Source organism: Rhizobium sp. Leaf311, assembly GCF_001423445.1.
Lineage (GTDB): Bacteria > Pseudomonadota > Alphaproteobacteria > Rhizobiales > Rhizobiaceae > Agrobacterium.
Map to the genome: position 1 here is coordinate 174,746 of NZ_LMNZ01000008.1, position 24,567 is coordinate 199,312.

Genomic DNA, 24,567 nt, shown 5'->3' on the forward strand with positions numbered 1-24,567 from the left:
ATCATGGCCATCGGCCCTGTGCCACCGACGACGGTGTTCACCGATCCGCCGATCTCATGCTTCTGGTTGCCAGACACTTCAACGGCGCGGTTGCCACCGACGGAGGCCACCTCGTGTCGGTCGACGCGTTTGGTACGGTCGTTCAGAACACGCGTCGTCTGGTCCTTCTGGGCATGGAAGAACTGGTTCTCCTTGCCTGCTTCGTCCTCAAACGTGATTTCGTTGAAGCCATCGCCCTTATGGGTATTGGAGCGCAAAACCATGCGGGTCTTGTTGGCGGGAAGGTCGTAGGGCACCGAATTTTTCGGGTTATTCACGACACCTGTCACCAGCGGTCTGTCTGGATCACCGTCCACAAAGGCGACCATCACCTCCATGCCGATGCGCGGAATGACCTGCGCACCCCACGTGCCGCCACCCCATGCCTGACTAACTCGCACCCAGCAGGTATCCGTGCCATCCTTCTTGGCCTTGCGGTCCCACGGGAACCACAGCTTGATGCGGCCATATTGATCGGGGTGGATTTCTTCGCCTTCGGGACCCGCCACGATGGCCACCTGCGTGCCCTCGATCTTCGGGCGCTTGGTGGTGCGGTGCGGAGTGAGCGGAACGCGGGCGGGGATGGCCTCGAAGGTGTTGCGGTATTCCGGTTCGTTGCTGTTGGTCTCGTAGGAACGGTCCACAATGGTGTGGCTCGCCTTGATGATCACATGCTCTTCGTATTCGTGTTCGGGATGGGCCACTTCGTAAGGTGTGAAGCGGCGACCGGCTTCGAGAATGCGAGACGTCGATCCGCCGAAGACGCGGTCATGATCCGCCTCAATGGACTGGGCTCGCAGCTTTTGGGCGCGCTCTGCCTCTTCCACGGTCTTGATACGGGCTGGGTACTCATAAAGCTCACGCTTGGTGGCATCCGGCATCTGCACCAGCGAAGGTGTCATATTGCTGGGCACCATGCCCGGTGTCTCGAAGTTCCAGTCGGCACCGGCGCGCTGGCCCGACACATAGGAAAAGCGGCGAGCCCAGTCATTGATGTGGTTGCGATCCGAAGAACCCTGTGCCAATCTCACCTTGCCTTCACCCTGCGCTGAAGGCGAGGGTCCGAGCCAGCCATTGGCGGTATCGGCCACATGCAGCTTGTGAGAACCGTCTTCGTGGCTAAACCAGTAGAACAGTCCGTCTTCTTCGAAACGGCGTACCAGATAGTCCAAGTCCGTCTCGTTGAACTGGACGCTGTAGTGCTGCGGTGGTGGAACCTTGATGATGCCCGATGTATCCGGCGCCGGAATGCCATGCTCGGAAAACAGCGTTTCAACGATATCGACCGATGTCTTGTCCATCCAGATGCGGCAGTCTGAGCGGCGCGATAGAAGCCACATCTGCGGGCGGATGGTCATGGCGTAGGAGCGCAGGCCGCGGGTAATCGGTGGGCCTTCATGAAGATCGGTCACCAAGCCATTGAAGGGGCGGCGGATGCCGCTGCCCTCTTCGCCGTCGCCTTGGCTCACCTCAATTGACACATCGACCAGACGTCCGATCAGTTCTTCCGGCTTCACCGCCTCCTTCTTGGCGCGGACGCTCAGCTGTATTTCAAAGAGCTGAGAGACGCCTTCATTGATCACCATCCGCTCGGGTAGCAATTGGTCTTCGCCCAACGGAGACTTGACCTTCAAAACGCGGCTGGCCTGAATGAAATCGGATGACGATGGCTGCTCGGTCATGGTCTATCTTTCGCTACCGCACTGAAATGCAAAGTTGAACGACAGTCACGGATTTCTCCGTCATTGTTTGCATCAAGCTCGCATTGGTTCTGTCGCTCAATTGTCGACTAGAGACGCTCACCGACGAGGTATGCGTATTTGAATTTCGTCGCATTGTTGGGGACGTCATCGATCTTGGGGCCGAACATCAGCTCAGGCGTGAGGACCGTGCCGATCTCTTTCGCGGATGGGGCCGTGCCGAGTAGGTAGATGTCTCGAGACATGAACATCTGGTTGCCGAAAGAATTTCCAACCGCGTAATTGACCTGCACCGCAAATGCGGAGTGTCCCTTCTCAAGCATGGCCTGCTTGATCTTGGCATCATTCGCCTTCAGCCATTTTTTCAGCCAGACTGACAGGGAGTATTCGTTCACCCCGCCGGATATCTGGCTGAAGACGGCAGCGACGGCCCCGCCAACAGCCATGCGGGAATTGAGTTGTCGTGGGCCATCCGCCTGCGTCAAATAGGACAGGTCAGGCCCACGCCCCATGCGTTTGACGGGAACGACCTCATCTTCCCGCACCGGGCGTACGGTAAATGAACCGGTAGAGACAGCAAAATTGGGCATCGGTAATTTCTCCCAGTAACAAGCCACACTGAGGGGCAAAATTTTTGACTAAAGGCATTCCCGATTGGCCGGTGGCCGATATGCGAGGAATGAACTCCGGCGCCCCTATAAAGAGGCGCCGGATGAAGCCTGTTAGCCAGCCTTGGTGGTGGCAAGATCGTAGGAGGCGATCATTGGAGCCTGCTGCGTGTTGTTCTCGTCAGCTGGCGTGTACTTGACTTCCATCTTGGTGAAGTTGAGCTTGATTGTCTCAACCGGGCGGTCGCCACTGGAGTCGACAGAATAGCTGGCGATCAACGTGTTCGTCAGCAGGTACTGGATGTAGGTGTTGCCTGGATCACCCGTGGTAACGAGGTGAATGGTGGCAAGCTTGCCCTGGCGGCCGGAGCACGCCTCGCTGAAGAGCTTGGTGGAGGACGAGTCGCTTACCTTCGTCAGAATGACTTCCGAAATAGTCGGTTCGGAGGCTTCACGGTTTGCAGCAGAACCCGCAGACGTGTTCATGTTGCGCGAAACATTCCAATGAATCGCCTCGATATCCATCCATTTGCGGTGTTCCTCATGGGTCGCGTCACCCTGAATACCGTCGATCTGCAAATAAATTGGCATACTGTAAGCTCCTGTAGCTGATGAAAGACCTCTTGCTCCGAGGCCGTGTTTGCCTTTCCACTACTGCCGCATGCGTCGGGACACCCCATCCGACGCGGCAACCTTATCCACGGCACCCTTGGCGGCTGCTGCGAATTCGTCAGTCTCCCCAGCCGCTCCGACACGAGTGCCGAAACCGCGTTCATCAAAATCGACCGTGATGTTTTTCACCTTTTCGCCAGCAATGACCTTCTCGAGAAAAAAGCTGGAGAGTGGCGGCAACAGATCCCTGCCGATCATGATTTCGATGGCGCGTGCGCCAATTTCGCTAGACCCTGCGCGGCCAACCAGCGCCTGCCGCGCAGCATCGGAAAGAACCAGTTCCGTGCCATAGGCGTCATGGACGCGCTCGCTGACTTTCGCGATCTGCATATCCACGATGCGCGAGAGCTGTTCCGCACCAAGAGGCATGAAGGGGAGGATCACCGTCCGACCCAAAAATGCTGGCTTGAACTGCTTCGTCAGCTCCGGCATCAACATAGCTTCCAAAGCCTCGGCATCGGGCATCGTGTCCGGATCTGCGGCCAGCGCCGTCAGAAGTTCGGATCCCGTGTTGGCAGTCATGAAAATGGTGGTGTTCTTGAAGTCGATGTCGCGGCCCTCGCCGTCCTTCAACATGCCCTTGTCGAAAACCTGATAAAATATATCCTGCACGCCAGGATGGGCCTTATCGATTTCGTCAAGCAACAGGACGCCAAACGGTCGGCGGCGGACAGCTTCCGTCAAAACGCCGCCTTCGCCATATCCAACGTAGCCGGGTGGCGAACCGAGGAGCAGCGAAACCTTATGCTCTTCCTTGAACTCAGACATGTTGATCGTGGTCAGATGGCTGTTGCCGCCGTAAAGCAAATCCGCCAGCGAAAGAGCAGTTTCCGTCTTTCCCGTGCCGGACATGCCAACCAGCAGGAATACGGCAGGTGGACGGCGCGGGTCGGAGAGGCCTGCGCGGGCGGCACGCATGGCATCGGCAATGCGGTCGATCGCCCAGTCTTGTCCGATCACTCTCTGCTTCATGCGATGATCGAGCGACTTCGCGCTTTCGATCTGGTCGGCCAGAAGCTTGCCGAGCGGAATGCCAGTCCAGCGTGAGACAACCGCCGCTATCATCTCGCGGTCAACAACGGTCGGGACCAGTTTCTCGTCGCTGTTATCCGGAGCAATGGCCAGCGGCTTCCGCTTCTTGCCGCGTGGGGCCTCCGACGATTGAGCCTTGCCATTTTCTTGCTCGGCAAGTGCGTTAATCTCGGCGTCATAACGTGCGCGAAGTCCCTCGATGGCCGTATCCAGATTTCCCATTTCAGTCTTGATGGCATCGACACGGGCAGTCTGCTCTTCACTGGAAGGTTCGCGCACCAGCCAATCAAGCTCTGTGGTCAGCAATCTACGCTCATTTTCCATCGAACGCAGCTTTTCGGGCAAGGTCTGGCGGGCGAGGGAAACGGCCGCAGATGCCGTATCGAGAAGACTGACCGCCTTGTCCGGCAGTTGCCGCGAAGGCATGTAGCGAGCGGAAAGCTGAACAGCTGCGACTATAGCCTCGTCGCGAATGGTTACGCCGTGGTGCTCAACGAAACTATCGGCTACGCCGCGCAACATCCGAATTGCTGTTGCCTCATCGGGCTCACGCACGTGCACCGGCTGAAACCGCCGGGTCAGCGCAGCGTCTTTCTCGAAGTATTTTTTATATTCGCTCCACGTAGTTGCAGCGACGGTGCGGACTTCACCTCTGGCAAGAGCCGGCTTGAGAATATTGGCGGCGTCACCCTGGCCGCTCGCGCCACCGGCACCTACGAGACCGTGGGCTTCATCGATAAAAAGGATGATCGGGTCGGCTGAACGTTTGACCGCGTCGATCACGCCGTGCAGACGCCGTTCGAACTCGCCCTTGACCCCCGCGCCAGCCTGCAGAAGCGAAAGATCGAGGCTTAAGAGCCGAACGGATCTCAATTTTTCCGGCACATTGCCTGACACAATTTCAAGCGCCAGCGCCTCGGCCACCGCCGTCTTGCCGACACCCGCCTCACCCACCAGGATGGGATTGTTCTGACGCCGACGAGTCAGGATATCCACCATCTGACGCAACTCGTCGTCACGGCCGATGACAGGATCGAGCTTTCCAGCGCGTGCGTCCCCTGTCATGTCCTGCGTATAGAGCCGCAAGAAATCGTTCTGGTCCTTGCCCTTAGCGGCAGTGACGAGGTCGTTCCCATTTTCTACAGATTGTGCGCCGATTTCGCTTCGCAACCGCTCGAGAGCACCGCGATCCATGAGTTTCAGGGAGGGAAATGCGGCGCGAACCATGCTGCGTAGTGACGCTTCTTCGTCCAGTGAAAGCAAAAGATGGAGCAAGGAAATCCTTGGGTGACCATCTTGGAGGGAAGCCAGCAACCAGGCCTCACGACCTGCGGTCAGCACGTTCTGGGAAAGCGCCAGAGCCTCGCCGTCTCCTACTGCCGCCTCATCAAGCGCGCGGTCGATCTCGGCGTGAAATTTGTCGAGAGGTATCTGAAGTTGCTTGAGAATGTCAGCATGGCTGCCAGTTTCCACAACTGCACACAACCAGTGAGAAATATCTACAAACTGGTGTCCACGCCTCGCTGCGATGGATGCAGCCTCCTCCAGGGAGACACGCAGCTCAGGCTCAAGCGCTTCCACCAGGCGATTGAGATCGATTTGCGACATGCAGCGAGCCTCCGGTTTGGATCATTCCACAACGTGACGTGGCATAGTTAGGTTGCTAAAACTATCTTGTCCAGCCAAAAGTTGCTTTTTTATTTGACGAGTTTAAAAGCAAGTCGCCACAATTATGCCTCATTTTCCATAAGTCTGGTTAGTGAATAACCTTACGTAACGGAAGTAACAGACACTTCACCAACACGCTTTATGAGGGATAAACTCGCTTTGGAACTCACAAAAGACATTGCTTCAATAGAATATCTTGGTGACTGCGGAGAAAATATTCGCACAAACCAAAGAACACGTGAACTATATTATAAAATTAAGGATGAGCGTAACCAAGCAAGAGCTGAAGAACGTACTGTCTCACCACAAGAAGTTCTACGTGTTTCCAACAATTGGACCGTGGTCAGCAATCTCGGATTGCATATTATATATTCGGAAAGCCGCGATATCGAAATATTAGCATGGCTTGCTGAAGCAGAACTACGTTTGAAAGGCTTTCCCGGGCTGCGAGAAGTTTACCGCGTTACACATGATATATTTTACAACCAGTGGGATTCAATTCACTCGATCAGCGACGAAGATGACGACGAAAGATTTGCACCCTTTGCTGGCTTGAACGGCATTGGCAGCGAAGGAACACTCATCCAGCCGCTGCGTCTGAGCTCTCTCATTCCCGGTGGGAAATTTGGTGAAAACACGCTTTGGGATTTTCAGCTGGCGCAGCGATCGTCCGAAACGAAACGCAAGGAAGAGCTCTACAATGCGGCTTCCGAAGCGGGTGTGGCGGCCATGTCTGCGCATCTGGCCGACGTCAACGCCTGCCTCTCACTATTCGACGACATCACGTCGCTGCTGTCGCAGAAATGCGGGCCAAATGCACCTGCAAGCTCTAATATCCGGAATATTTTGATTGAGGTGGCAGCGGCGATCAGAGCACTCGGCGGGCGGGACGAGAGCCCCGCACAATCCGGGGAGATTGCACGGATAGCGAACGAGGGTAGCGACGTAGCACAGCCAACGGTTCAAAAAACAGTCGTAAAAAATCCAGAAGAAATCGCTTCGCGTGACGAAGCGTTTGAAACTCTTCTTGCAGTTGCGCGTTACTTCCGCCGGATGGAGCCGCATTCTCCAATCTCGCTGGCCATTGAAACGCTGGTTCGCAGGGGGCGCATGGATTTTTCAGAACTGCTCGCAGAGCTTTTACCCGAGGCGCAGGCACGCAACGCCGTGCTCACAGCGGCGGGTATCAAACCGAACGGCGAGAATACCGGAAAATAACGAAACTACGGGGGCATTTTCCCTCACTTTAGTCAGCAATGCCCCGGGGGCATCAAGGAGGTTTTAATGGCAAGTGTACACGAGAAGCTGGAACGGGTTCGCAAACCCCGCGTCCACATCAAATACGAAGTCGAAACCGAAGGTGCGATGGTCGTCAAGGAGCTTCCCTTTGTCGTTGGCGTTCTCGGTGATTTCTCGGGCAACCCGACGCAGCCTTTGAAGCCGTTTGGCGAACGCAAATTCGTTCAGATTGATCGAGACAATTTCGACGAGGTCATGCGCCGCATGACACCGGGGCTGAACATCGCGGTGCCCAACACCCTGCAGAATGACGGCACCGACATTCAGGTCAGCCTGAAGTTCGAGAGCATGGATGATTTTCTCCCGGCCTCAGTGGTGGATCAGGTTCCGGCTCTGAAATCCCTGCTCGATGCGCGCAACGAACTGCGTGACCTTCTGTCGAAGGCAGACCGTTCGGAAGACCTTGAGCGGCTCCTCGAAGATATCCTTCAGAACAAGACCGACCTCGGCAAGCTGGTGTCCGAGTTGAAAGAGAAAAATGGCGCTTCGCAATAATCTTGCGCGCAGAAATTCGTCTTTGAACGGCCCCGGCGCACGGGGCTTCACCTGTTCTAGCGGCCAAGATGCCGCATTTGGAAGGATTGAAAAATGAGCGCTGAGAGCCTGCTGAAGAATGAAGCACAGACAACAACCGAGCAGGATGGCGGTCTGCTGTCCAAGGTTGTCGCTGCCACACGCCAGACTGAACCGGACCGCGCCCAGAACCTGTTGCGCACGCTGACCGACCAGGCGCTGAAAGGAACGGTCAAATACGACCGCAACCTGACCGTCACGCTCAATCAGGCAATTGCCGAAATTGACAAGGCCATTTCAGGCCAGCTGGCCGCAATCATGCAATCGCCCGAATTTACGAAGCTCGAGGGCACGTGGCGCGGCCTCAACTATCTCGTCAAGAATTCCGAAACCAGCGTCAATCTCAAGATTCGCGTTCTCAATGCTTCGAAACGGGAATTGGGCCGCGATCTGGAGAAAGCCGTTGAATTCGACCAGTCTCGTCTGTTCAAATCCATCTACGAAGACGAGTTCGGAACCCCTGGCGGCGAGCCGATGGGTGCGATCATCGGTGACTATGAATTCGACAACTCGTTCGATGATGTCCAGCTTCTGCAGGGCGCTTCGTCAATTGCCGCGGCTGCATTTGCGCCGTTCATCTCGGCCGCAAGCCCACGTATGTTCGGCTTCGACGATTACCGCGATCTTGCACGCCCCCGCGATCTCGAAAAGATTTTCGACACGGTGGAATACGCAAAATGGCGTAGTTTCCGCGAGAGCGACGATTCCCGTTTCGTTACGCTTGCCCTGCCCCGCGTTCTTTCCAGAATGCCATATGGTCCGAAGACAAACCCGGTTGATGAGTTTGCCTATGACGAAACCAACGGTTCGCCAAATGGCGACCTGCCGCACGACCAGTATTGCTGGATGAATGCGGCCTATGTCATGGGCACGAAACTAACCGATGCTTTTGCCAAATATGGCTGGTGCACGGCCATTCGCGGGGCGGAAAATGGTGGCAAGGTCGAAAACCTGCCGATGCATGTCTTCTCCAGCGACGATGGCGACCTGGACCTGAAGTGCCCAACAGAAGTCGGCATTACCGACCGTCGTGACGCCGAGCTTGGCAAGTTGGGCTTCCTGCCGCTTTGCCACTACAAGAACACGGACTATGCCGTTTTCTTCGGTGCACAGACAGCGCACAAGCCGAGGCTCTACGATCGCCCGGAAGCAACCGCGAATGCCGCTGTTTCTGCCCGCCTGCCTTACATGATGGCGACATCGCGGTTCGCTCATTATCTGAAAGTGATGGGTCGCGACAAGATCGGTTCCTTCATGGAGGCTTCGGATTGCGAAGTCTGGCTAAACCGCTGGATTTCCAACTACGTGAACGCAAATGACGAAGCGGGCGAAGAATCGCGGGCAAAATATCCGCTGCGCGATGCCAAGGTCACGGTTCAGGAAATTCCTGGCAAGCCCGGCGCCTACAATGCCGTTGCCTGGATGCGTCCGTGGCTGCAGATGGAAGAGCTCACCACGTCTTTGCGCATGGTTGCTCGTATTCCAACCAAGAACTGATCAAGCGGAGGGGGCGTTCTGCCCCCTTCCCAGCCTTCTTGCCCGGAGCCCATTCATGCCGCAAAGGTCCGTTTCGGACATTCGCAGTCCGGCCGATCAGCTCATCGCTCTCATCGATGATGCGCTGAACCGGCAGGTCAATGCCATCCTCCACCATGCCGAGTTCAAGGCGATGGAAGCGAGATGGCGCGGCCTTGCGATGGTGGTGCGTGAAGCCAGCCGCAGCCCGGAGGTCAAGATCAAGCTCCTGAATGCCAGCTGGCGTGAACTTGCCCGCAGCATGGAAAGAGCCACCGATTTCGACCAGAGTCATCTTTTCGAGATTGTCTATAACCGCGAATTCGGAATGCCAGGTGGCGAACCCATCGGCATGATGGTTGGCGACTACAGTTTTTCACCCGACGATGTGGACGGCGTGGACGCCATCACCACGCTGTCGCAGATCGGCATGGTCGCAGCAGCGGCATTCTGCCCGTTCATTGCCGGCGCCGCACCATCCACCGTCGGGCTCGAAGATTTTTCGGAGCTTTCACGCGTCCATGATTTCTCTTGGCTGAAGCAGGAAAAATCCCGCCTTCGCTGGAATGCCCTGCGCGCCCGTGATGATAGCCGTTTCATCGGTCTCGTCGCTCCGCGTATCCTGCTGCGTTCTCCCCACAAGCCATTTTCACGCAGGCGCGAAGACCCGTTTCCCTTCAGAGAACATATTGGCGAAAAAGGGGACACGCTGCTGTGGGGCAACCCTGCTTTTGCCTTCGCGTCCGTCGTCATCAGAAATTTCATCGATTCAGGATGGTTCGCGGACATTCGCGGTGTGACGCAGGATGAAGTCGATGGCGGAATGCTGTCTTCCTCACAATTGCCGCCGCTGGATCTCGGCATCGAAAGCCAGGGCCTTTCTGCCCAGCCTCCGGTGGAAATGCAGCTGACCATGGGTCAGGAGCAGCAATTTTCGGATCTCGGCATCGTGCCGGTATCGACGACCTATCTTTCGAGCATGGCGATTTTCAACGCCAATCAGTCGCTTCACGCGCCCGGCCACTATTCCAAGGAAAGCGCCCGTCAGAACGCACGTCTGGCGGCCATGCTCCAATATGTGCTCTGCGCTGCGCGCTTCTCGCATTACCTCAAGGTCATCATGCGCGATGACATAGGCCAGCTGAGCGACGCCTTGACCATCGAACGGAAGCTGGAGACCTGGCTGTCATCCTATACCCTCGGCAACGACGACGCCGACGCTGCGCTTCGCACGCGCTACCCGCTGCGTTCTGCCGGTATCAAAGTCTACGAGATACCCGGCAAACCTGGAAGTTTCTCCTGTACCGTCCGGCTGCAACCGCATTTCCAGCTGGATGATGTCTCCACCAGCTTTCACCTCATCGCCGAAACGACGACACCGACCGCATCGACTGCACGGTCGGCGGAGCCACAAAGGATACCCGCATGACACTCCGAGACAATGTTGCCCGCCTGCTCGACGATGACCGCTTGGATGATGCCATCGGCGAAGCGAAAGATCAGGTGAAGAAAAATCCCTCCGAGAAGGAGGGGCGGTATCTCTACATCGACCTTCTGGTGCTGGCAGGTGATTTTGAGAAGGCGGACGCCCAGTGCAATGTCGCCTCGACATTCGCGCCGCAGGATGCCGTCGGCTTCTCGCTGTTCCGCCACCACCTGCGCGCCATGGCAGCGCGCAATGCGTGGTTCGAAACCGGTGCCGTTCCCGATTTTACACACGGTCCATCAGAACTCGACCAGCTTGCCATAAAGGCAAATATCGCCGCCCGCGATGGTGACGTGGAGGCAGCGCGCACAGCGCTTGCGGAGCTGGACGAGCGGCGCGCGGAAATCTCACTCTCAGTCAACAGTGGAGCGCCGGGATATATCCGCGATCTCGATGACCGGGTGCCCCATGCGCTCGAAGTGCTGACAAATGGCGGCAAATATCTCTGGATCGATTATGATCGCATAGAAAGCGTGGCGATAGAGCCCATGAGCCGACCACGCGACCTTGCATATCGGCAGGCGGAATTGACGCTTCGCGATGGTGCTATAGCCTCAGTCCTGCTGCCAGCGATCTATCATGGCAAAAACACCAGCACGCCTTTGCTGCTGGGGCGGGAAACGCTCTGGAGCGAGGACACAGCTCTGGTGACAGGTGCGGGACAGCGCTGCCTTCTGATCGGCGACGACCTTATGCCGTTCCATGAGATTTCCAGCATGGCGGCTGCAGCATCCAAGGTCGAAAGGCAGTCTGCCCTTGGTTGATCCGCTGGAACAATATCGCCCAAAGCAGAGAACCCTGGCCCGCTCGGTGCTCGACCGGCTGCTAGACGACGCGCCCGATATGGAAAACGATCCTCCTGCAAGCCTTTCGGATCAGGTTCGGGAAATGCGTGAGGTCATTCGCCGCGATCTGGAGTCCCTTCTCAACACGAGGCGTAATCCGGCAGGTCCACCCGCTATCCTCAAAGAGTTGACGGACGCGCTGGTGAGCTACGGCGTGGACGGCATTCTTTCGGCAAACCTCGTGACGGATGCATCCAAGGCGCGGCTGGCTCAGACGATAGAAAAACGCATCTCGATGTTTGAGACGCGCCTGTCGGATGTCAGCGTGACGATCATGAAAAATCGCACGGACGGCGACCGGGCATTGCGGATGCGCATCAATGCAAGCTTCCGTCTGCATGAGGGAATGCCACCCATCAGTTTCGAGTCGAAGATCGATCCATCGACGCAACGCTTCCTTGTGGAGGCAGGTCATGGCTGAAGGTTTCCTTGAGAAATACAATGACGAACTTTTCGCACTGAGAAAGCGTGCGTCCCGCTTTGCTTCCGCCTTCCCAAAGATTGCGGGCAGGCTGCGGATGACCGGAGATGTTGCCGACGATCCGCATGTCGAGCGATTGATACAGAGCTTTGCCTATTCCGCAGCCCGCGTTCGCCAGAAACTGGACGACGAGTTTCCGGAGCTTTCCGACAGTCTGCTCGAAACGCTCTATCCTCATTATCTCGCGCCCCTGCCCTCGATGAGCGTTGTGCATTTCGCGCCGAGCCCGGCTCTGGCAACTGTCCAGACCCTGCCAAGGCACAGCGAAATTATCGCAGAGCCTATCGGTGGAGAAAGCTGCCGGTTTCGAACCACGCAGCATGTAGAGATCGTCCCGCTGGCCATTTCAGCGGCTGCACTTGCAAGCCAGCCAATCGATGCGCCTTTTTCACCCACGTCGGCGGGTGCTGCCTCCTGCCTTCGACTGTCGCTGCGTACGACCTCACCCCGCCCCACAAGTTTTAGTGAGATGGGCCTGAACGCGCTGCAGGTTTTCATTTCATCGGGATGGCAGCAGGCAACAGCTTTGCATGAATTGCTGACCAATCACTGCATCAGCATCGCGCTCGCGCAACATTCCGAAGACCGTAATGCGGTGTTTCTCCCGCCCTCCTGCCTAAAGCCGTCCGGTTTTTCGAAGGAGGAGGCGATGTTGCCCTACCCCGCCAACAGCTTCGACGGGTACCGGTTGCTGACGGAGTTCTTTGCCCTTCCGCAGAAGTTTCTCAGTTTTGAAATCGGCGGCCTGGAGAAGTGGACAGGTGGCGATTGCGAACTTTACATCTATCTGGACGCTGCGGATTCGCGTCTGGAGCGGATGGTCTCGGCAAATGATTTGGTCCTTAACGCGTCTCCGGTCATCAACCTCTTCAAACAGAGCTGCGAGCCGCTGAGCCTTGATGGGACGCGCACCGAGTATCGCTTGCTGCCCGATGCGAGACGGCAGCGCACCCGCGAAATCTACGGCGTCGAGAATGTCCAGCTGACCACCCGCTCCGGCCAGATCGAGAAGACGTCACCCTTCTTCGGTCGCACCCAGCGCAGCAACGGCTCCAACGTCTTTTGGCAGACCTATCGCCGCTTCGATGATGATGACGGCTCCTCCGACACCGACATTGCCTTTATCGATCAGCAGCGCGGTCCACTCGGCCCACTCGACGTTGTCGCAAGCGTCGATACGCTTTGCATCAACCGCGAACTGCCGAGCCAGCTTCCATTCGGGGGCGGGCATCCCTTCCTCCAGCTTTCCTCGGGCAACGAAGCTGTTGGCTCCCTCCAGGCGCTTATGCCACCGACGCCCGCTGTGCGGATGAATGAACGTTCCGCGCGGGAATGGCGGTTGGTTTCGCATTTGCTGCTCAACCACCTCTCCCTCTTCGACAATGGTGGCGCGCCGCTGAAAGATATCCTCTCGCTCTACGCATTTCGCGACACGCCGGAAACGCGGCAACTGGTGGAAGCCATAACATCGGTTGAAGCACGCAACTCCCATGCGAGAATTGGTTCTGCCATGGTTCCCGGAACCGATATTACGCTGGAGTTCGACCCGGCAATGATCGACCGGCCCGCGGCCTATATCTTCGCCAGCGTTCTCAACCATTTCTTCGGGCTCTACACCTCGATCAACAGCTTCACCCGCCTGACCGCAACCATGCGCGGCCATTCCGAACCTCTCGCCAGTTGGCCTGCCCGTGCGGCAGACCGGCCTCTGCTGTAGGAGGCCGCCGATGCAGCGTGAGGCGATTGATATGGAAAAACAGCAGGCGGAGCGTCTGGCGAGCGATCCGGGCAGTTTCGAGCCCACCACGGCCTTTCGGGTTGCGCAGCATTTGGCATCCCATGATGAGCTGACCATCGGCTCGCACAATGGCGCTCGCCCGACTCCGATTGCCATTAGCGGGTACAGGACCAGAAACGGGGCGCTTGAGCTACGGTCTGCCTTCGCGCCAATCGTCGGCCCGCTTGGCTCTTTGCCCCCAAGCTATTCCGAGTTGCAACAGCGTGAAGAGCGAAACCGATCGAGGGCGCTGACAAGCTTCTTCAACCTGTTTGCCGCCCGCTTCAGCGAACTCTTTGTGTCAGCAACAGAAAAATACCGGTTGGCCCGGGGTCTTCGCTGGACCCAGACCCGCGAAAACAACGCCTTTCGCAATACCCTGCTTTCACTCACAGGTTTCGGGACCGGGGGGCTGGCGGAGAAAGCTGGCGTCAGGGAAGATGTTCTCCTGCGCTTCAGCGGGCTGCTGGCCAACCGCAACCGCAATGCAACGGCATTGACATCGATGCTACAGGAATTCACCGGCCTGCCTGTCACGGTCGAGCAATTCTGCAAACGCTGGGTACCTTTGCCGGTGCACGAGCAAAGTCAGCTCGGCCAGCCCGGTGGCCTGCTCCTTGGCCGGAATGTGACAGCCGGTAGCGCCGTAGAGGATTTCAGCACCCGGTTTCGCATCGTCCTCGGCCCTGTCGGTTATGCCGACTATCTGGCGCTCACACCGGGCTCGAAACGTCTGGCGGAAATCTTTGCCGCAACGCGCCTCTTTGTCGGCAGCGGCTTCAATTTCGACGTTCAGGTCATCCTGCGAAAAGAAGACATTCCCTTTTGTCGGCTGGGGCAGGACGAATCTCCAGCGCGGCTGGGATGGAACAGCTGGGCGCGCGTGGCCCCCGCCGCGAGGGACAGCATGGACGCAATCGTGACCGAGCGCGAAGGCTCGGCGGTTTCGACGTGAGGGCGGCATCATGAAACTTGTGCTGAAGGACACACAAACAAACGGTGGAGCAAAGCCCACCCAGTGGACCCTCGAACAGGGAAGCCGCGTTATCGGCCGTTCAACCGACAGCGACTGGCAGGTGAATGATGACGCGCGGCGGGTTTCCAAGCAGCACTGCACCATTACCAAGGACCGTGCCGGTTTCTTCATCGTGGACCGCAGTGCCAACGGCACGCAAGTGGACGGAAGGCTTCTACTGGAAGGAGAAACCACCCGCCTTCAAAGCGGCTCCAGGATAGGCATCGGCACCCGCACCTTCGAAGTTATCATCACCGGTGAGGCCGAGGTGGATTTCGGCGATCCCGACCCGTCGCTTCGCATCAGCGATGAAACGATGACGATCTCAGCAATCCTCTCGGATATTGCACCCGGAGGCAGATCCTCTCGCGGACCGGTCGCCGCTGGTGCGTCCAATGACGATTGGCCTACGGCTACTCCCAGCCAGTCGGGCAAAAAGGCAAAGACAATTTCCCGAAATGTGGACGTTGGCTGGAATGAACCGCCCTCCACCGATGGCATCGGCACCGTCCTTCCGAACGACTGGAACGAGGAGCCGGTAGAGAGCAGCAAGCACGAACATACCGACGCGATGAATATCCCCGTGCTGGTGTCTCGCCCGGCAAGGAAGCCGCCAGTCGAGGACTTCGATGCGGTCTTCACAAGTCCGACCGAGGCCCCGCAAGAGGCACCGGAGGCCTTTGTCAGCGCGGCGGCCCATGATCCGCTCGACGACCTGTTGCTTCAGCTGGAAAAGGAAGCGGCGGAATGCCTCGCCGTTCTCGATATAGACAGTGCAGCTTTGGGAAGCGAGCCCGGCGCAACAAGCGACAGGGCACGTCTTGAGAATATCATCCGCCAACAGCGACTTCTTGCGTCATCGCTTGAAACCCTGATCCGCACCTGCACGCAGAGGCTTGAGCCCAGACTGATCGAAGCGAGGGCCGATGCGCAGAACGACTGGCGAAGCAAGATCGCCCGCAGGGAATGGCGCCAGGTGGTTTCAAGGACCGATTACTGGTCGACATTCAAAAGCCAATTCGACGTGGAGGGCCGACAATTATCGGTCCGCGAGTTTCTTCAACAGGCAGCGCGCGGAGACGCCGCACCGGACGAAGCAACCAGTGCACGCAACATAGACACCAAGGGGGTAAGCAACCAAGATGAGGCATGAAAACCGTGTCGCCTGGAGCGAAGGCATGTTCCTTCGTGTCCAACATTTTCAGCAGTCGGACCGCTGGACGGAACGACTTGTGCGCAATACGACGCGCAATCTCTCGCCATACCCCTGGGGTGTCGCGGAAATCGGGATAGACCGAAGCGCGCTCGCAATCGGGCAATTCGCCCTGTCAAACCTGCGCGGCATCCTGCCGGATGGGACGCCCTTCGAGGCCCCTGAGGACACAGATCTGCCGCCGCCGCTGGATCTGGATGAGAGCGTCAAGAACGCGATTGTCTACCTCGCTCTCCCGGCCCGCCAACCGGGCAAGGCCGACATGTCTGCAAGCGGCAAGGCCGAGGTCAACAGCGTTCGGGTGGTCGCCACCACCTATGAGGCGACCGATGCCAATGTCGATACGGACTTCGTCGCACCCATCGAGGTTGGTCGCTTGAGCCTGAAGTTTCTGAAAACGGGCGATGATCTTTCCGGATATGATCTCATAGGCCTGGCTCGGGTGGTTGAAGTGCGGTCTGATCGCGCCGTCATCCTCGATCCGGACTTCATACCACCGTCGCTCAACTGCGCTGCATCTTCACGGTTAAGCGAACTCCTGACCGAACTGCTTGGTATCGTCAGGCACAGGGCTCAGGCGATTTCAGAGCGTATCGGTGATCCGACAATTCGCGGAACGGCGGAGGTGGGCGACTACTTCCTTCTACAGATTCTCAACCGTGCCGATCCGCTGCTCTCCCATCTGTCCGCCAACGCCACCCGTTTTCACCCTATCCGGTTTTACGAGGAGTGCATCCAGCTGGCGGGCGAGCTTGCGACATTCACCACCGAGCGCAAGCGTGCCACCGATTTCCCGCCCTATCGCCATGACGATCTGAAAGCCAGTTTCGCAGCGGTATTCGATGACCTGCGCACCTCGCTATCTGCCGTTCTGGAACAGGCCGCGGTGGCAATCGAGCTTGTGGAGCGCCGCCATGGTGTGCGCGTGGGCACCATCAACGACCGCACCCTTTTGCGCGATGCAGGTTTCGTTCTGGCCGTTCGGGCAGATATGTCTGCCGAGGATATCCGCCGCAGGCTGCCAGCGCAGATCAAGATCGGTCCGGTGGAGAGGATTTCGGAACTGGTCAATGTTGCACTTCCGGGCATACCGGTGCGTTCACTCCCGGTTCTTCCGCGCCAGCTGCCCTATCGTTCCGGCACGATATATTTCGAAATCGATACCAAGACACCTCTCTGGAAGCAGCTCGAAACCTCCGGCGCAATCGCGCTGCATCTCGCCGGTGAGTTTCCCGGCCTTGAGATGGAAATGTGGGCATTACGCGAATGAGCAATGACACGCCCTCTTCATGGCAGGATCTCCCGACGGTGGTGGAAATCACCGATGAGAGCCGCAAACGAAACCAGAATGCCCGCAATATGGCGGCGATACTGGATGATATCATCGACACCGACCAGACGTCGGGCCGCGAGCAGCGCGGCGATGGCGGGCTGCCAATCGACGCCCTGCTCTCGAACTTCCGGTTCGGTGGGGAAGAAGTGCCAACGCTGGTGCAGTCTGCTGCGCCGCTTCTAAACCTTGCCCATGTCCTGCGCTTCAGCGATGCCCAGCCTGATCCGGACCATTTGCGACGGGCCTGCATGGAGGCCATCACCCGCTACGAGCGGGATCTCGGTTCCGCCCGCATCAGCCCGGAACGTGCGAGAGCCGCGCATTACGTGGTGTGCGCGACCGTTGATGACGTCATACTGAGCAAGCCTTGGGGTGTGCGTGCCGGATGGGCGAGATCCGGCCTCGTCTCCACCTTCCACAATGACGTAACCGGCGGCGACAGGGTCTTCGATATTCTCGACCACTTTCACCAGTCGCCGGGAGCAAACAAGGATCTGTTGCTCCTCATCTATCTTTGCCTGTCTCTGGCATTCGAGGGTCGAACACGGGTATCCGCCAAGGGCGCTCTTGAACTATCCCGCATCCGCGACAGCCTCTACAAGACGTTGATCGGCCAATATGGCGTCTTCGAGCGCGAACTTTCTCCGCACTGGAAGGGCGTCGAGGCGCGGCATACGCCGCTGCGCACCATGGCTGCCCTTTGGACGCTCCTGTCGCTGATCGCTCTCGCCTTTGCCTTCGGCTATCTGTTCTTCACTCTGACGCTCAACAACGCATCCGACGCGACGTTCGAGCGCCTTGCGTCGCTACCGCCCAACGAAACGCCAAGCGTGCTCATCGCAGCGCCACCACCACCGCCGCCGGGAGAACCGGTTGTGGAGCAAAAGCCCGTTGTCGCGGCAGAACCACCCAGGCCGGTCGCCCCACCAAAACCGACGCGGCTCGACAATCTGCTGACGTTTCTTCAGCCGGAGGTACAGCGAAACCTCGTGACGCTCGCGAATGTGAATGGTCGCTTGCGCGTCAGGATCAACAATTCCGGTCTGTTTGAAGTTGGCAGTGCGCAGGTCAGCCCGCAATTTCGTGACCTGATTCAGCGCATCGGCGGCGCCTTGGCGGCTGAAAATTTCCGCGCGGTCGTCATCGGCTATACCGATAACATTCCCATCAAGACGGTCGAGTTCCCATCCAACTGGCACCTTTCCGAGGCGCGCGCCAAGGCAGTCGGCGATCTTCTGTCGATGTTCACCGGGCCGGAAGCCATCTTGACCGAAGGCCGTGCTGACAGCGATCCGATTGCTGACAACAGCACGCCTGAAGGGCGGGAAAAGAACCGTCGAACGGAAATCATGGTCCTGACGAATCCTGACGAGAAGCTCAGCGACGCGGGCATTCTAGCGCCCGCCGTAACAAACACGACCGGTCAGCCATCAGGAGAGACCCAGCAATGAACCCGCTGAGTTATTTTTACACGATCAGGTCCTATGTCGACAGCTACGCCTCGCTGATCGGAAGGCGTTTCATTTCGCTGCTGTGGGCGGTCGCGCTTTGCGTGGTAATCTGGTTCTACGGCTACCTCGTCAGCTTCGGCACCTTCAAACCCTTTGGAACGACGCAGGCGCGGCTGATTGCCATCGGCGTCATCCTCCTCATCTGGCTTGTCTATATTGCTGTCACCCTCTACCGGGCGCGCCGGCAGGACAAGGAACTTGTCGACAGCATCGAGCAGGAAGCACTGGTCAACCGCCAGGCCGAGGTTGGTGAAATCCAGACCCGGCTGAAAGAGGCGTTGGCGCTTCTACGTCGTGTGACCAAAAAACGCTTCTGCTATATTTACGACCTGCCATGGTACGTCATTTTCGGCGCTCCCGGCTCCGGCAAGACTACGGCGCTTACCAATTCCGGCCTGCAGTTCCCGCTTGGCGATGCTCTGGGAGAGAGCGCGGTCAAAGGAATTGGCGGCACCCGCAACTGCAATTGGTGGTTCACGGATGAGGCAATTCTCATTGATACCGCTGGCAGATACACCACGCAGGACGACCTCAACGGCGCATCCAAAGCGGGTTGGGAAGGATTTCTCAATCTCCTGCGCCGCTATCGTCGCTCCCAGCCGATCAACGGCGCGCTGGTCACGCTCTCAACGCCTGACCTTTTAAGTCGGGACCCGGAGGAACAGCGTCAGGAACTCCGGTCCATCCGCCAGCGCATGTCCGAACTGGATGAATATCTTCACGCACGCGTTCCTGTCTACGTTGTGCTGACAAAAGCCGATCTGCTCGATGGTTTCGTCGAGTTCTTCGACGGCTTCAACAAGACCGACCGCAATCAGGTCTGGGGCACGACTTTCAAGCTGGACGAAAGCTATTCCGCACAGGACCTGCCCCAACGCTTTCTCGAAGAATTCGAATTGCTGCAGCAGCGGGTCGATGCGATGCTCATCGAGCGACTGCAGCAGGAACAGAACGCCGAAATCCGCGGCCGCATCTTCCGCTTCCCGGCCGAACTGGCGAAGCTGAAAGACAGGCTTTACGAGGCGCTGACCGAACTTTGCGCAAGTTCGCAGCTTGTCGAAGCGCCTCTGCTGCGCGGTGTCTATCTGGCCTCCGGCACACAGGCAGAGGCCGGCAGCGCAGCACCGCGTGCGCGTCGCAGCTACTTCCTGACCCGCCTGTTCAAGGAAGTCATCTTCCCGGAAGCCGCCTTGGTCATGCGCGACAAACGCCTGTCCGGTCGCCAGCTTCTTGTTCGGCGCATAGCCTATGGCATGGCCGCCGTGCTGGTTGCCATCGTCTTTACCGGCTGGATATCGACCTATTTCTCCAACACGCAGGCGCTGGCCGAGGCAGACCGAAAGCTGAATGCATACCAGCAACTTGTGCAGGGAATACCCGTTCGAAACGTTTCGGACGCCGATTTCCTGCGCATTCTCCCCGCGCTCGATAATCTGCGCGACGTCAATTCCGGCTTTGAAAACGGCAGGATATGGAAGGTCGGGTTCGGGCTGGACCAGCAGGAGAAAATCGCGGGCAGACAACGCGATGCTTATCAACGTGCGCTGAACGCACTTCTGTTGCCTCGAATGATCGTGCAGCTGCAAAAACAGCTGGAAGACCAGAACGATGTTACCCGAACCTTCAACTCCCTGAAGCTTTACGGGATGCTGGGTGGTCTTGGTACGCTCGACCGGGATTTCCTGGCGGTACAATCACGCGACATGTTCGCATCGCTCTATCCAGGCGACGGCAGAGCGGCTGCCCGCGATGCGCTGAACCGGCACGTTCTCGCTCTTTCCAACGGGTTGCTGGCACCGATAGAGCTGGATGCACGGCTGATCGACAAGGCGCGCAGCACCATCCGCAATCAGGCAATCGGGACGCGCGCCTATGATATTCTTGCCGGTCTGCCGCAGTCACGCGGACTTGCCGAATGGGACCCGTCGGCGGCGTTCGGCGCCCTCGGTGCGCGTGCCGTGGAGCGCGAAAGCAAGGCGCCGATGGTGGATGGAATAGAGGGACTATTCACGGCGAATGGATATCGCAGTGTCGTTATTCCCCAGGTCGCCTACGCATCGCGCATTGCACTGTCCGAGGCGTGGGTGCGCGGCTCGGACGACGCCATGAAGGGTGCGACCGTCGAAACGGTGGCACAGGCCGCGCTGGAAATCTATTTCGACCGGTTCGAAAAACGCTGGAACGACCTTCTTTCGGATATTCGTATCAAGCCATCGCAAAGCCTGGGAGACGCGGTGGAGACAACGCGTATCCTGGCGAATGATCGCAACATCATTATAGAGGCGGCACGATCGATAGCCGAGGCAACGGATCTGCGCCCCAACGCCGGGGCAAGCCTGACGACACTGGCATCGACCTCAGACGGAGACGCCACGTCAGCCATACTTTCGGCAACGGTCGATGCTGCCGATCCATACGCCCGTTTGCGGGAAATGCTGGCGGACAAGGGCCCCGAGAAAGCTCAGACGCCTGCCAATGGGCAAGCGTCGGATGCGAGATCGGGATCACCCTCCGAGCAGTTGCTTGCCAACATCAAGACGCTTCACGAGCAGTTGGCCCGCTCCTCGACGACATCCGACGAGGTTGCCAAAGTCTTTGATGTTGACAGTCAGCTCACCAAGGCCAATCAGGACCTGCTGCAACAGGCCCGCCAGCTTCCGGGCCCGCTTGACGTGTGGATTGCGGGGCTTGCGGCTGATGTCGGATCGCTCGCGGTTAAATCCGCACGCAGCCGCATCGCAGACCTGTGGGTCGCCGAAGGCGCATCGCTTTGCTCCACCATCGTCTCCGGGCGTTACCCATTTGACCGGGCTTCACCGCGCGATGTGGCGATGGCAGATTTCACGCGCCTTTTTGGACCGACCGGGACGTTCCAGTCCTTCTTCAAGCAAAGAATGGAGCCTTTTGTCGACAAGACGACAACGCCATGGAGCTGGAAAGGCACCTTCGGGACTGCCGGTATTCCAAGCGATGCCATTGCGCAGTTCGAAAACGCCGACAAGATCTTCCGGGCATTTTTCCCGAATGGAAGCGAGGTTCCGGCGGTCTCGATCAACGTCAAGCCGGTGTCGCTCACCGATAGCTCCAGTGCAGTCATGCTGGAAATAGAGGGGGAACGCGTGGTCTATTATCACGGGCCGATCCAGGCAAAGTCGATAACCTGGCCGTCTGAAAGCAATTCCGCCAATCTTTCACGGATAGCGTTTCAACCGGGCGGATGGCAGCAGGCAAAAACGGAAAATGGCGACTGGTCGCCTTTCCGCCTGCTTGACGACGCGCAAATCCAAAATCAGTCGGGTGACTTGTTGCGGGCGAAGTTTGAAAATAGCGGGCAGAGCGCTGAGTTCGATATACAATTCGGATCGGTTCTAAACCCGTTCAAGCTCGATGCCCTGTCCAAATTTGCCTGCCCGGCTCAGTTCTGAAGCAGCGCAACCCGCACGCAGAAGGAGGGGATGATGACAAAAACCATGCACCGGCAGAGCAAAGCCGGATCGTGCCGCTAATGGCCAACCCAACGACAAATCCCGTAAAAACCGCGATCGAAAATGATCGCATCGGCTTTTACGGGAAAATTCCAAGCCACGGAGATTTTGTTTCCGAAGGGCTGGACCGTGAGCTACTAGAAGCTTTCGATACGTGGCTGCGATCCGGTATGCACGCCTGCGCGGATGTCTTTGCCGATCGCTGGAGCGCGGTTTTTTCAAATTCCCCTCCCTTGCGCTTCATCATCGAACGCGGCATCTGGGGCAGAAGTGCCTATGCGGGCGTCCTGCTGCCAAGCAAGGATCGGGTCGGGCGCAAATATCCTCTTATCGTGCTGGCGCAGCTGCCGGATTTTCGCCACCACCCACGAACGCTTTATCTTGACGATACGTGGTTCATGGCAGCCGAAGCTCTGGCGGAAACATCGATGACGCTCGACTTCGAGATGGCGCGCTTCACTTCGGCCATCAAGAGGTTGCGCATGCCAAAGCCAAGGGGTGAGGATGACGAGCTTGACGTTCGAGCGGTTCCCGTCACCACTCCAACGAGCCTTTGGTGGTATATAGACGCAGACAGCCGCCGTCCGCGCGGGATGAAATTCGAGGGCAAACCGGCGGCGACAGACTTCGTGAAGCTGTTTCGCGAACAGGTGGAGCCGGAAAAACCTCCGACACCTCAGAAAGCCGAGAACCCGACACGCAGCCGTGACGCCCGCCCAGCCCCCGAGGCAACCAGCCAAAAAGCGGCATCTGCTCCACAGCCCATCCCGGTTGAAAAGGTGAAACAGGGAGAGACCGTTTATAGCTATGCGACACACGCCGGAACACGCCTGACAACCAATGCCGATGCACTGTTTGTTTCTAAAGCGCCTGCCCTGTTTGCCATCGCGGACGGCGTGGGCGATGCGGCATCGGCTGTCGAGGCAGCCCGGCTGACAACCAATGCCTTGACGGAAATTGGTGACACCGACCGCGCGGAGATCATGACGCAGGACATCAGGGCCAAACTCGGCACCGTCAATAGCCTGCTGTTTTCGCGTCAATTCGCCACCGATCTTTCCAGGCCCATGGCAAGCGTCGTTGCCGCCGCGATTGTCGGGGAGACCATGAGTGTCGTCTGGTCTGGCGATGCCCGTGCCTACCTCATGCGCGATGGCACCATGCATCCGCTGACGCGTGACCACGTGACCGTCGGCATGAAGAAACAGCTGGCGCAGTGCATTGGCATATCGCAGCAATTCCGACCAGGCACTTTCTCCGACCAATGGAAGCATGATGACAGGCTGCTTTTGTGCAGTTACCCGCTGTTACAGGCACTGCAGGAGCGCGTCGTGGCCGAAATCTTGCAGGAAACACCACTCGGCGATTGTGCCAATGCGTTGATGCAGGAGGCACTGATCGAAAATGCCCGCGATAACATCAGTGCGATCGTCATAGGCACCAGGCTTGGATAGCGGCGACAAAGAGCAAGAGCTGGCCAGATGTTTTGCAACCTTGGTGGCAGCCATCGGTGCCTGCGAAAACCCAATGGACACGCTGGATCGCGTTCGTGACGCGCTGGATCGCAAGGCCGCGAAACTCGCCTCCCACCATCAAGGCTTCGTTGAAGGCAGCCTGTCTGTCGTCGCAGTGGCTTACGAGACGGGAAACACGCAGCTTCTTCAAGCGCGGCACCGCGACATCGACGCCGCCTATGCCATCAAGACGGTGCATCCGGAGCGTCGCCACGATGCCCACCTCATCCAGCAACTTCGTCGTGAAGCCGAGATTGGCCTGTCCCTGCGTCACCCTTTGCTGCAAGAGACCTGCGCCCTCATCCGCATGGCCGATGGAAGGCCCGGACTGTTGCAACCCTGGGCACCAATGACGCTCGGCTCGTGGCTTTCCGGCAACCGCATTGGGATATCACAGATATCAGCCTTGATCGCATCCTTGCTGCAAGCGGTGGGCGCGATGCACGCGAAAGGTCTCGTACATGGCGATGTCACAGCATCGAATATCCTGCTGCCCCACGGCAATCTCGACAGTCCGCGACTGGGCGACTTTGGAATTACCCTGAAAATAGGGGAAAAGCCGCTCGATGTGGGCGCGCGCTATGCGGGCTCTCCGGGATACGCCCCGCCTGAGCAGATGGCGGGAGGAGAAGCAGATCCACGTCATGATATCTATGCCATTGGAAAACTGGCAGAGCGTCTGCTCGTGGCCGCGGACCATGTGACTTCAGCACTGTCCAGATTTGTCGAAACCTGTACATTGCAGGATGCCGACAAACGGCCATCATCGGCAGAAGAGGCTGCAGGCCTCTTGAGGTAATG

At 58.0% G+C, this 24,567-nt stretch carries 18 protein-coding genes; 14 read left to right on the forward strand and 4 right to left on the reverse strand.

Annotated elements, in window-relative coordinates; genetic code table 11:
• From tssI to tssH, 4 genes are all read right to left on the reverse strand, one after another.
• A partial coding sequence (tssI, locus tag ASF69_RS12760; RefSeq protein WP_244475465.1) for a type VI secretion system tip protein TssI/VgrG occupies nt 1–1,721 on the reverse strand: 1,721 nt, incomplete at its 3' end.
• 107 nt (nt 1,722–1,828) lie between these two features.
• Nucleotides 1,829–2,329 carry a hypothetical protein gene (locus tag ASF69_RS12765; protein ID WP_062588029.1) on the reverse strand — a complete coding sequence of 167 codons (501 nt, stop codon included), beginning with the start codon at nt 2,327–2,329 and terminating at the stop codon, nt 1,829–1,831.
• 132 nt (nt 2,330–2,461) lie between these two features.
• Complete coding sequence (locus tag ASF69_RS12770) at nt 2,462–2,938, reverse strand: Hcp family type VI secretion system effector (RefSeq protein ID WP_042619944.1); 477 nt, start codon at nt 2,936–2,938, stop codon at nt 2,462–2,464.
• Between the two features lie 60 nt (nt 2,939–2,998).
• On the reverse strand, nt 2,999–5,659 hold the full coding sequence (gene tssH / locus ASF69_RS12775) for a type VI secretion system ATPase TssH (RefSeq protein ID WP_062588031.1): 2,661 nt from the start codon (nt 5,657–5,659) through the stop codon (nt 2,999–3,001).
• Between the two features lie 219 nt (nt 5,660–5,878).
• On the opposite strand from tssH, the gene tssA reads away from it, so the two are divergent.
• From tssA to ASF69_RS12845, 14 genes are all read left to right on the forward strand, one after another.
• On the forward strand, nt 5,879–6,937 hold the full coding sequence (gene tssA, locus ASF69_RS12780; RefSeq protein WP_244475466.1) for a type VI secretion system protein TssA: 1,059 nt from the start codon (nt 5,879–5,881) through the stop codon (nt 6,935–6,937).
• A 66-nt stretch (nt 6,938–7,003) separates the two neighbouring features.
• Nucleotides 7,004–7,513, forward strand: coding sequence for a type VI secretion system contractile sheath small subunit (gene tssB / locus ASF69_RS12785; RefSeq protein ID WP_062588033.1), 510 nt, complete (start codon nt 7,004–7,006; stop codon nt 7,511–7,513).
• A gap of 93 nt (nt 7,514–7,606) precedes the next feature.
• The gene (tssC, locus tag ASF69_RS12790) at nt 7,607–9,088 is read left to right on the forward strand and encodes a type VI secretion system contractile sheath large subunit (protein WP_062588035.1); all 1,482 of its coding nucleotides are present in this window, start codon (nt 7,607–7,609) and stop codon (nt 9,086–9,088) included.
• A gap of 55 nt (nt 9,089–9,143) precedes the next feature.
• Entirely contained in the window at nt 9,144–10,535 is a 1,392-nt protein-coding gene (gene tssC / locus ASF69_RS12795; RefSeq protein WP_062588037.1) for a type VI secretion system contractile sheath large subunit, read from the forward strand.
• Nucleotides 10,532–11,356, forward strand: coding sequence for a type VI secretion system accessory protein TagJ (locus ASF69_RS12800; protein ID WP_062588039.1), 825 nt, complete (start codon nt 10,532–10,534; stop codon nt 11,354–11,356). The genes tssC (ASF69_RS12795) and ASF69_RS12800 overlap by 4 nt, the downstream gene beginning before the upstream one ends.
• Complete coding sequence (gene tssE / locus ASF69_RS12805; protein ID WP_062588041.1) at nt 11,349–11,858, forward strand: type VI secretion system baseplate subunit TssE; 510 nt, start codon at nt 11,349–11,351, stop codon at nt 11,856–11,858. The genes ASF69_RS12800 and tssE overlap by 8 nt, the downstream gene beginning before the upstream one ends.
• Nucleotides 11,851–13,635: a type VI secretion system baseplate subunit TssF gene (tssF, locus tag ASF69_RS12810; RefSeq protein ID WP_062588043.1), complete on the forward strand. Its 1,785-nt coding sequence runs from the start codon at nt 11,851–11,853 to the stop codon at nt 13,633–13,635. The genes tssE and tssF overlap by 8 nt, the downstream gene beginning before the upstream one ends.
• 10 nt (nt 13,636–13,645) lie before the next feature.
• The gene (gene tssG / locus ASF69_RS12815; RefSeq protein ID WP_062588044.1) at nt 13,646–14,650 is read left to right on the forward strand and encodes a type VI secretion system baseplate subunit TssG; all 1,005 of its coding nucleotides are present in this window, start codon (nt 13,646–13,648) and stop codon (nt 14,648–14,650) included.
• Between the two features lie 10 nt (nt 14,651–14,660).
• The gene (locus ASF69_RS12820; protein WP_062588045.1) at nt 14,661–15,863 is read left to right on the forward strand and encodes an FHA domain-containing protein; all 1,203 of its coding nucleotides are present in this window, start codon (nt 14,661–14,663) and stop codon (nt 15,861–15,863) included.
• Entirely contained in the window at nt 15,853–17,193 is a 1,341-nt protein-coding gene (tssK, locus tag ASF69_RS12825; RefSeq protein WP_062588047.1) for a type VI secretion system baseplate subunit TssK, read from the forward strand. Before ASF69_RS12820 ends, tssK begins: the two co-directional genes overlap by 11 nt.
• A complete protein-coding gene (tssL, locus tag ASF69_RS12830) occupies nt 17,190–18,707 on the forward strand; it encodes a type VI secretion system protein TssL, long form (RefSeq protein WP_062588050.1) in 1,518 nt (505 codons plus the stop codon). The genes tssK and tssL overlap by 4 nt, the downstream gene beginning before the upstream one ends.
• The gene (gene tssM, locus ASF69_RS12835; protein ID WP_062588052.1) at nt 18,704–22,192 is read left to right on the forward strand and encodes a type VI secretion system membrane subunit TssM; all 3,489 of its coding nucleotides are present in this window, start codon (nt 18,704–18,706) and stop codon (nt 22,190–22,192) included. Before tssL ends, tssM begins: the two co-directional genes overlap by 4 nt.
• An 80-nt stretch (nt 22,193–22,272) precedes the next feature.
• Nucleotides 22,273–23,706 (forward strand): type VI secretion system-associated protein TagF, encoded by a 1,434-nt coding sequence (tagF, locus tag ASF69_RS12840; protein ID WP_062588053.1) that lies wholly within the window; start codon nt 22,273–22,275, stop codon nt 23,704–23,706.
• A 73-nt stretch (nt 23,707–23,779) separates the two neighbouring features.
• The gene (locus tag ASF69_RS12845; RefSeq protein WP_156462060.1) at nt 23,780–24,565 is read left to right on the forward strand and encodes a protein kinase; all 786 of its coding nucleotides are present in this window, start codon (nt 23,780–23,782) and stop codon (nt 24,563–24,565) included.
• Nucleotides 24,566–24,567: the final 2 nt, after the last annotated feature.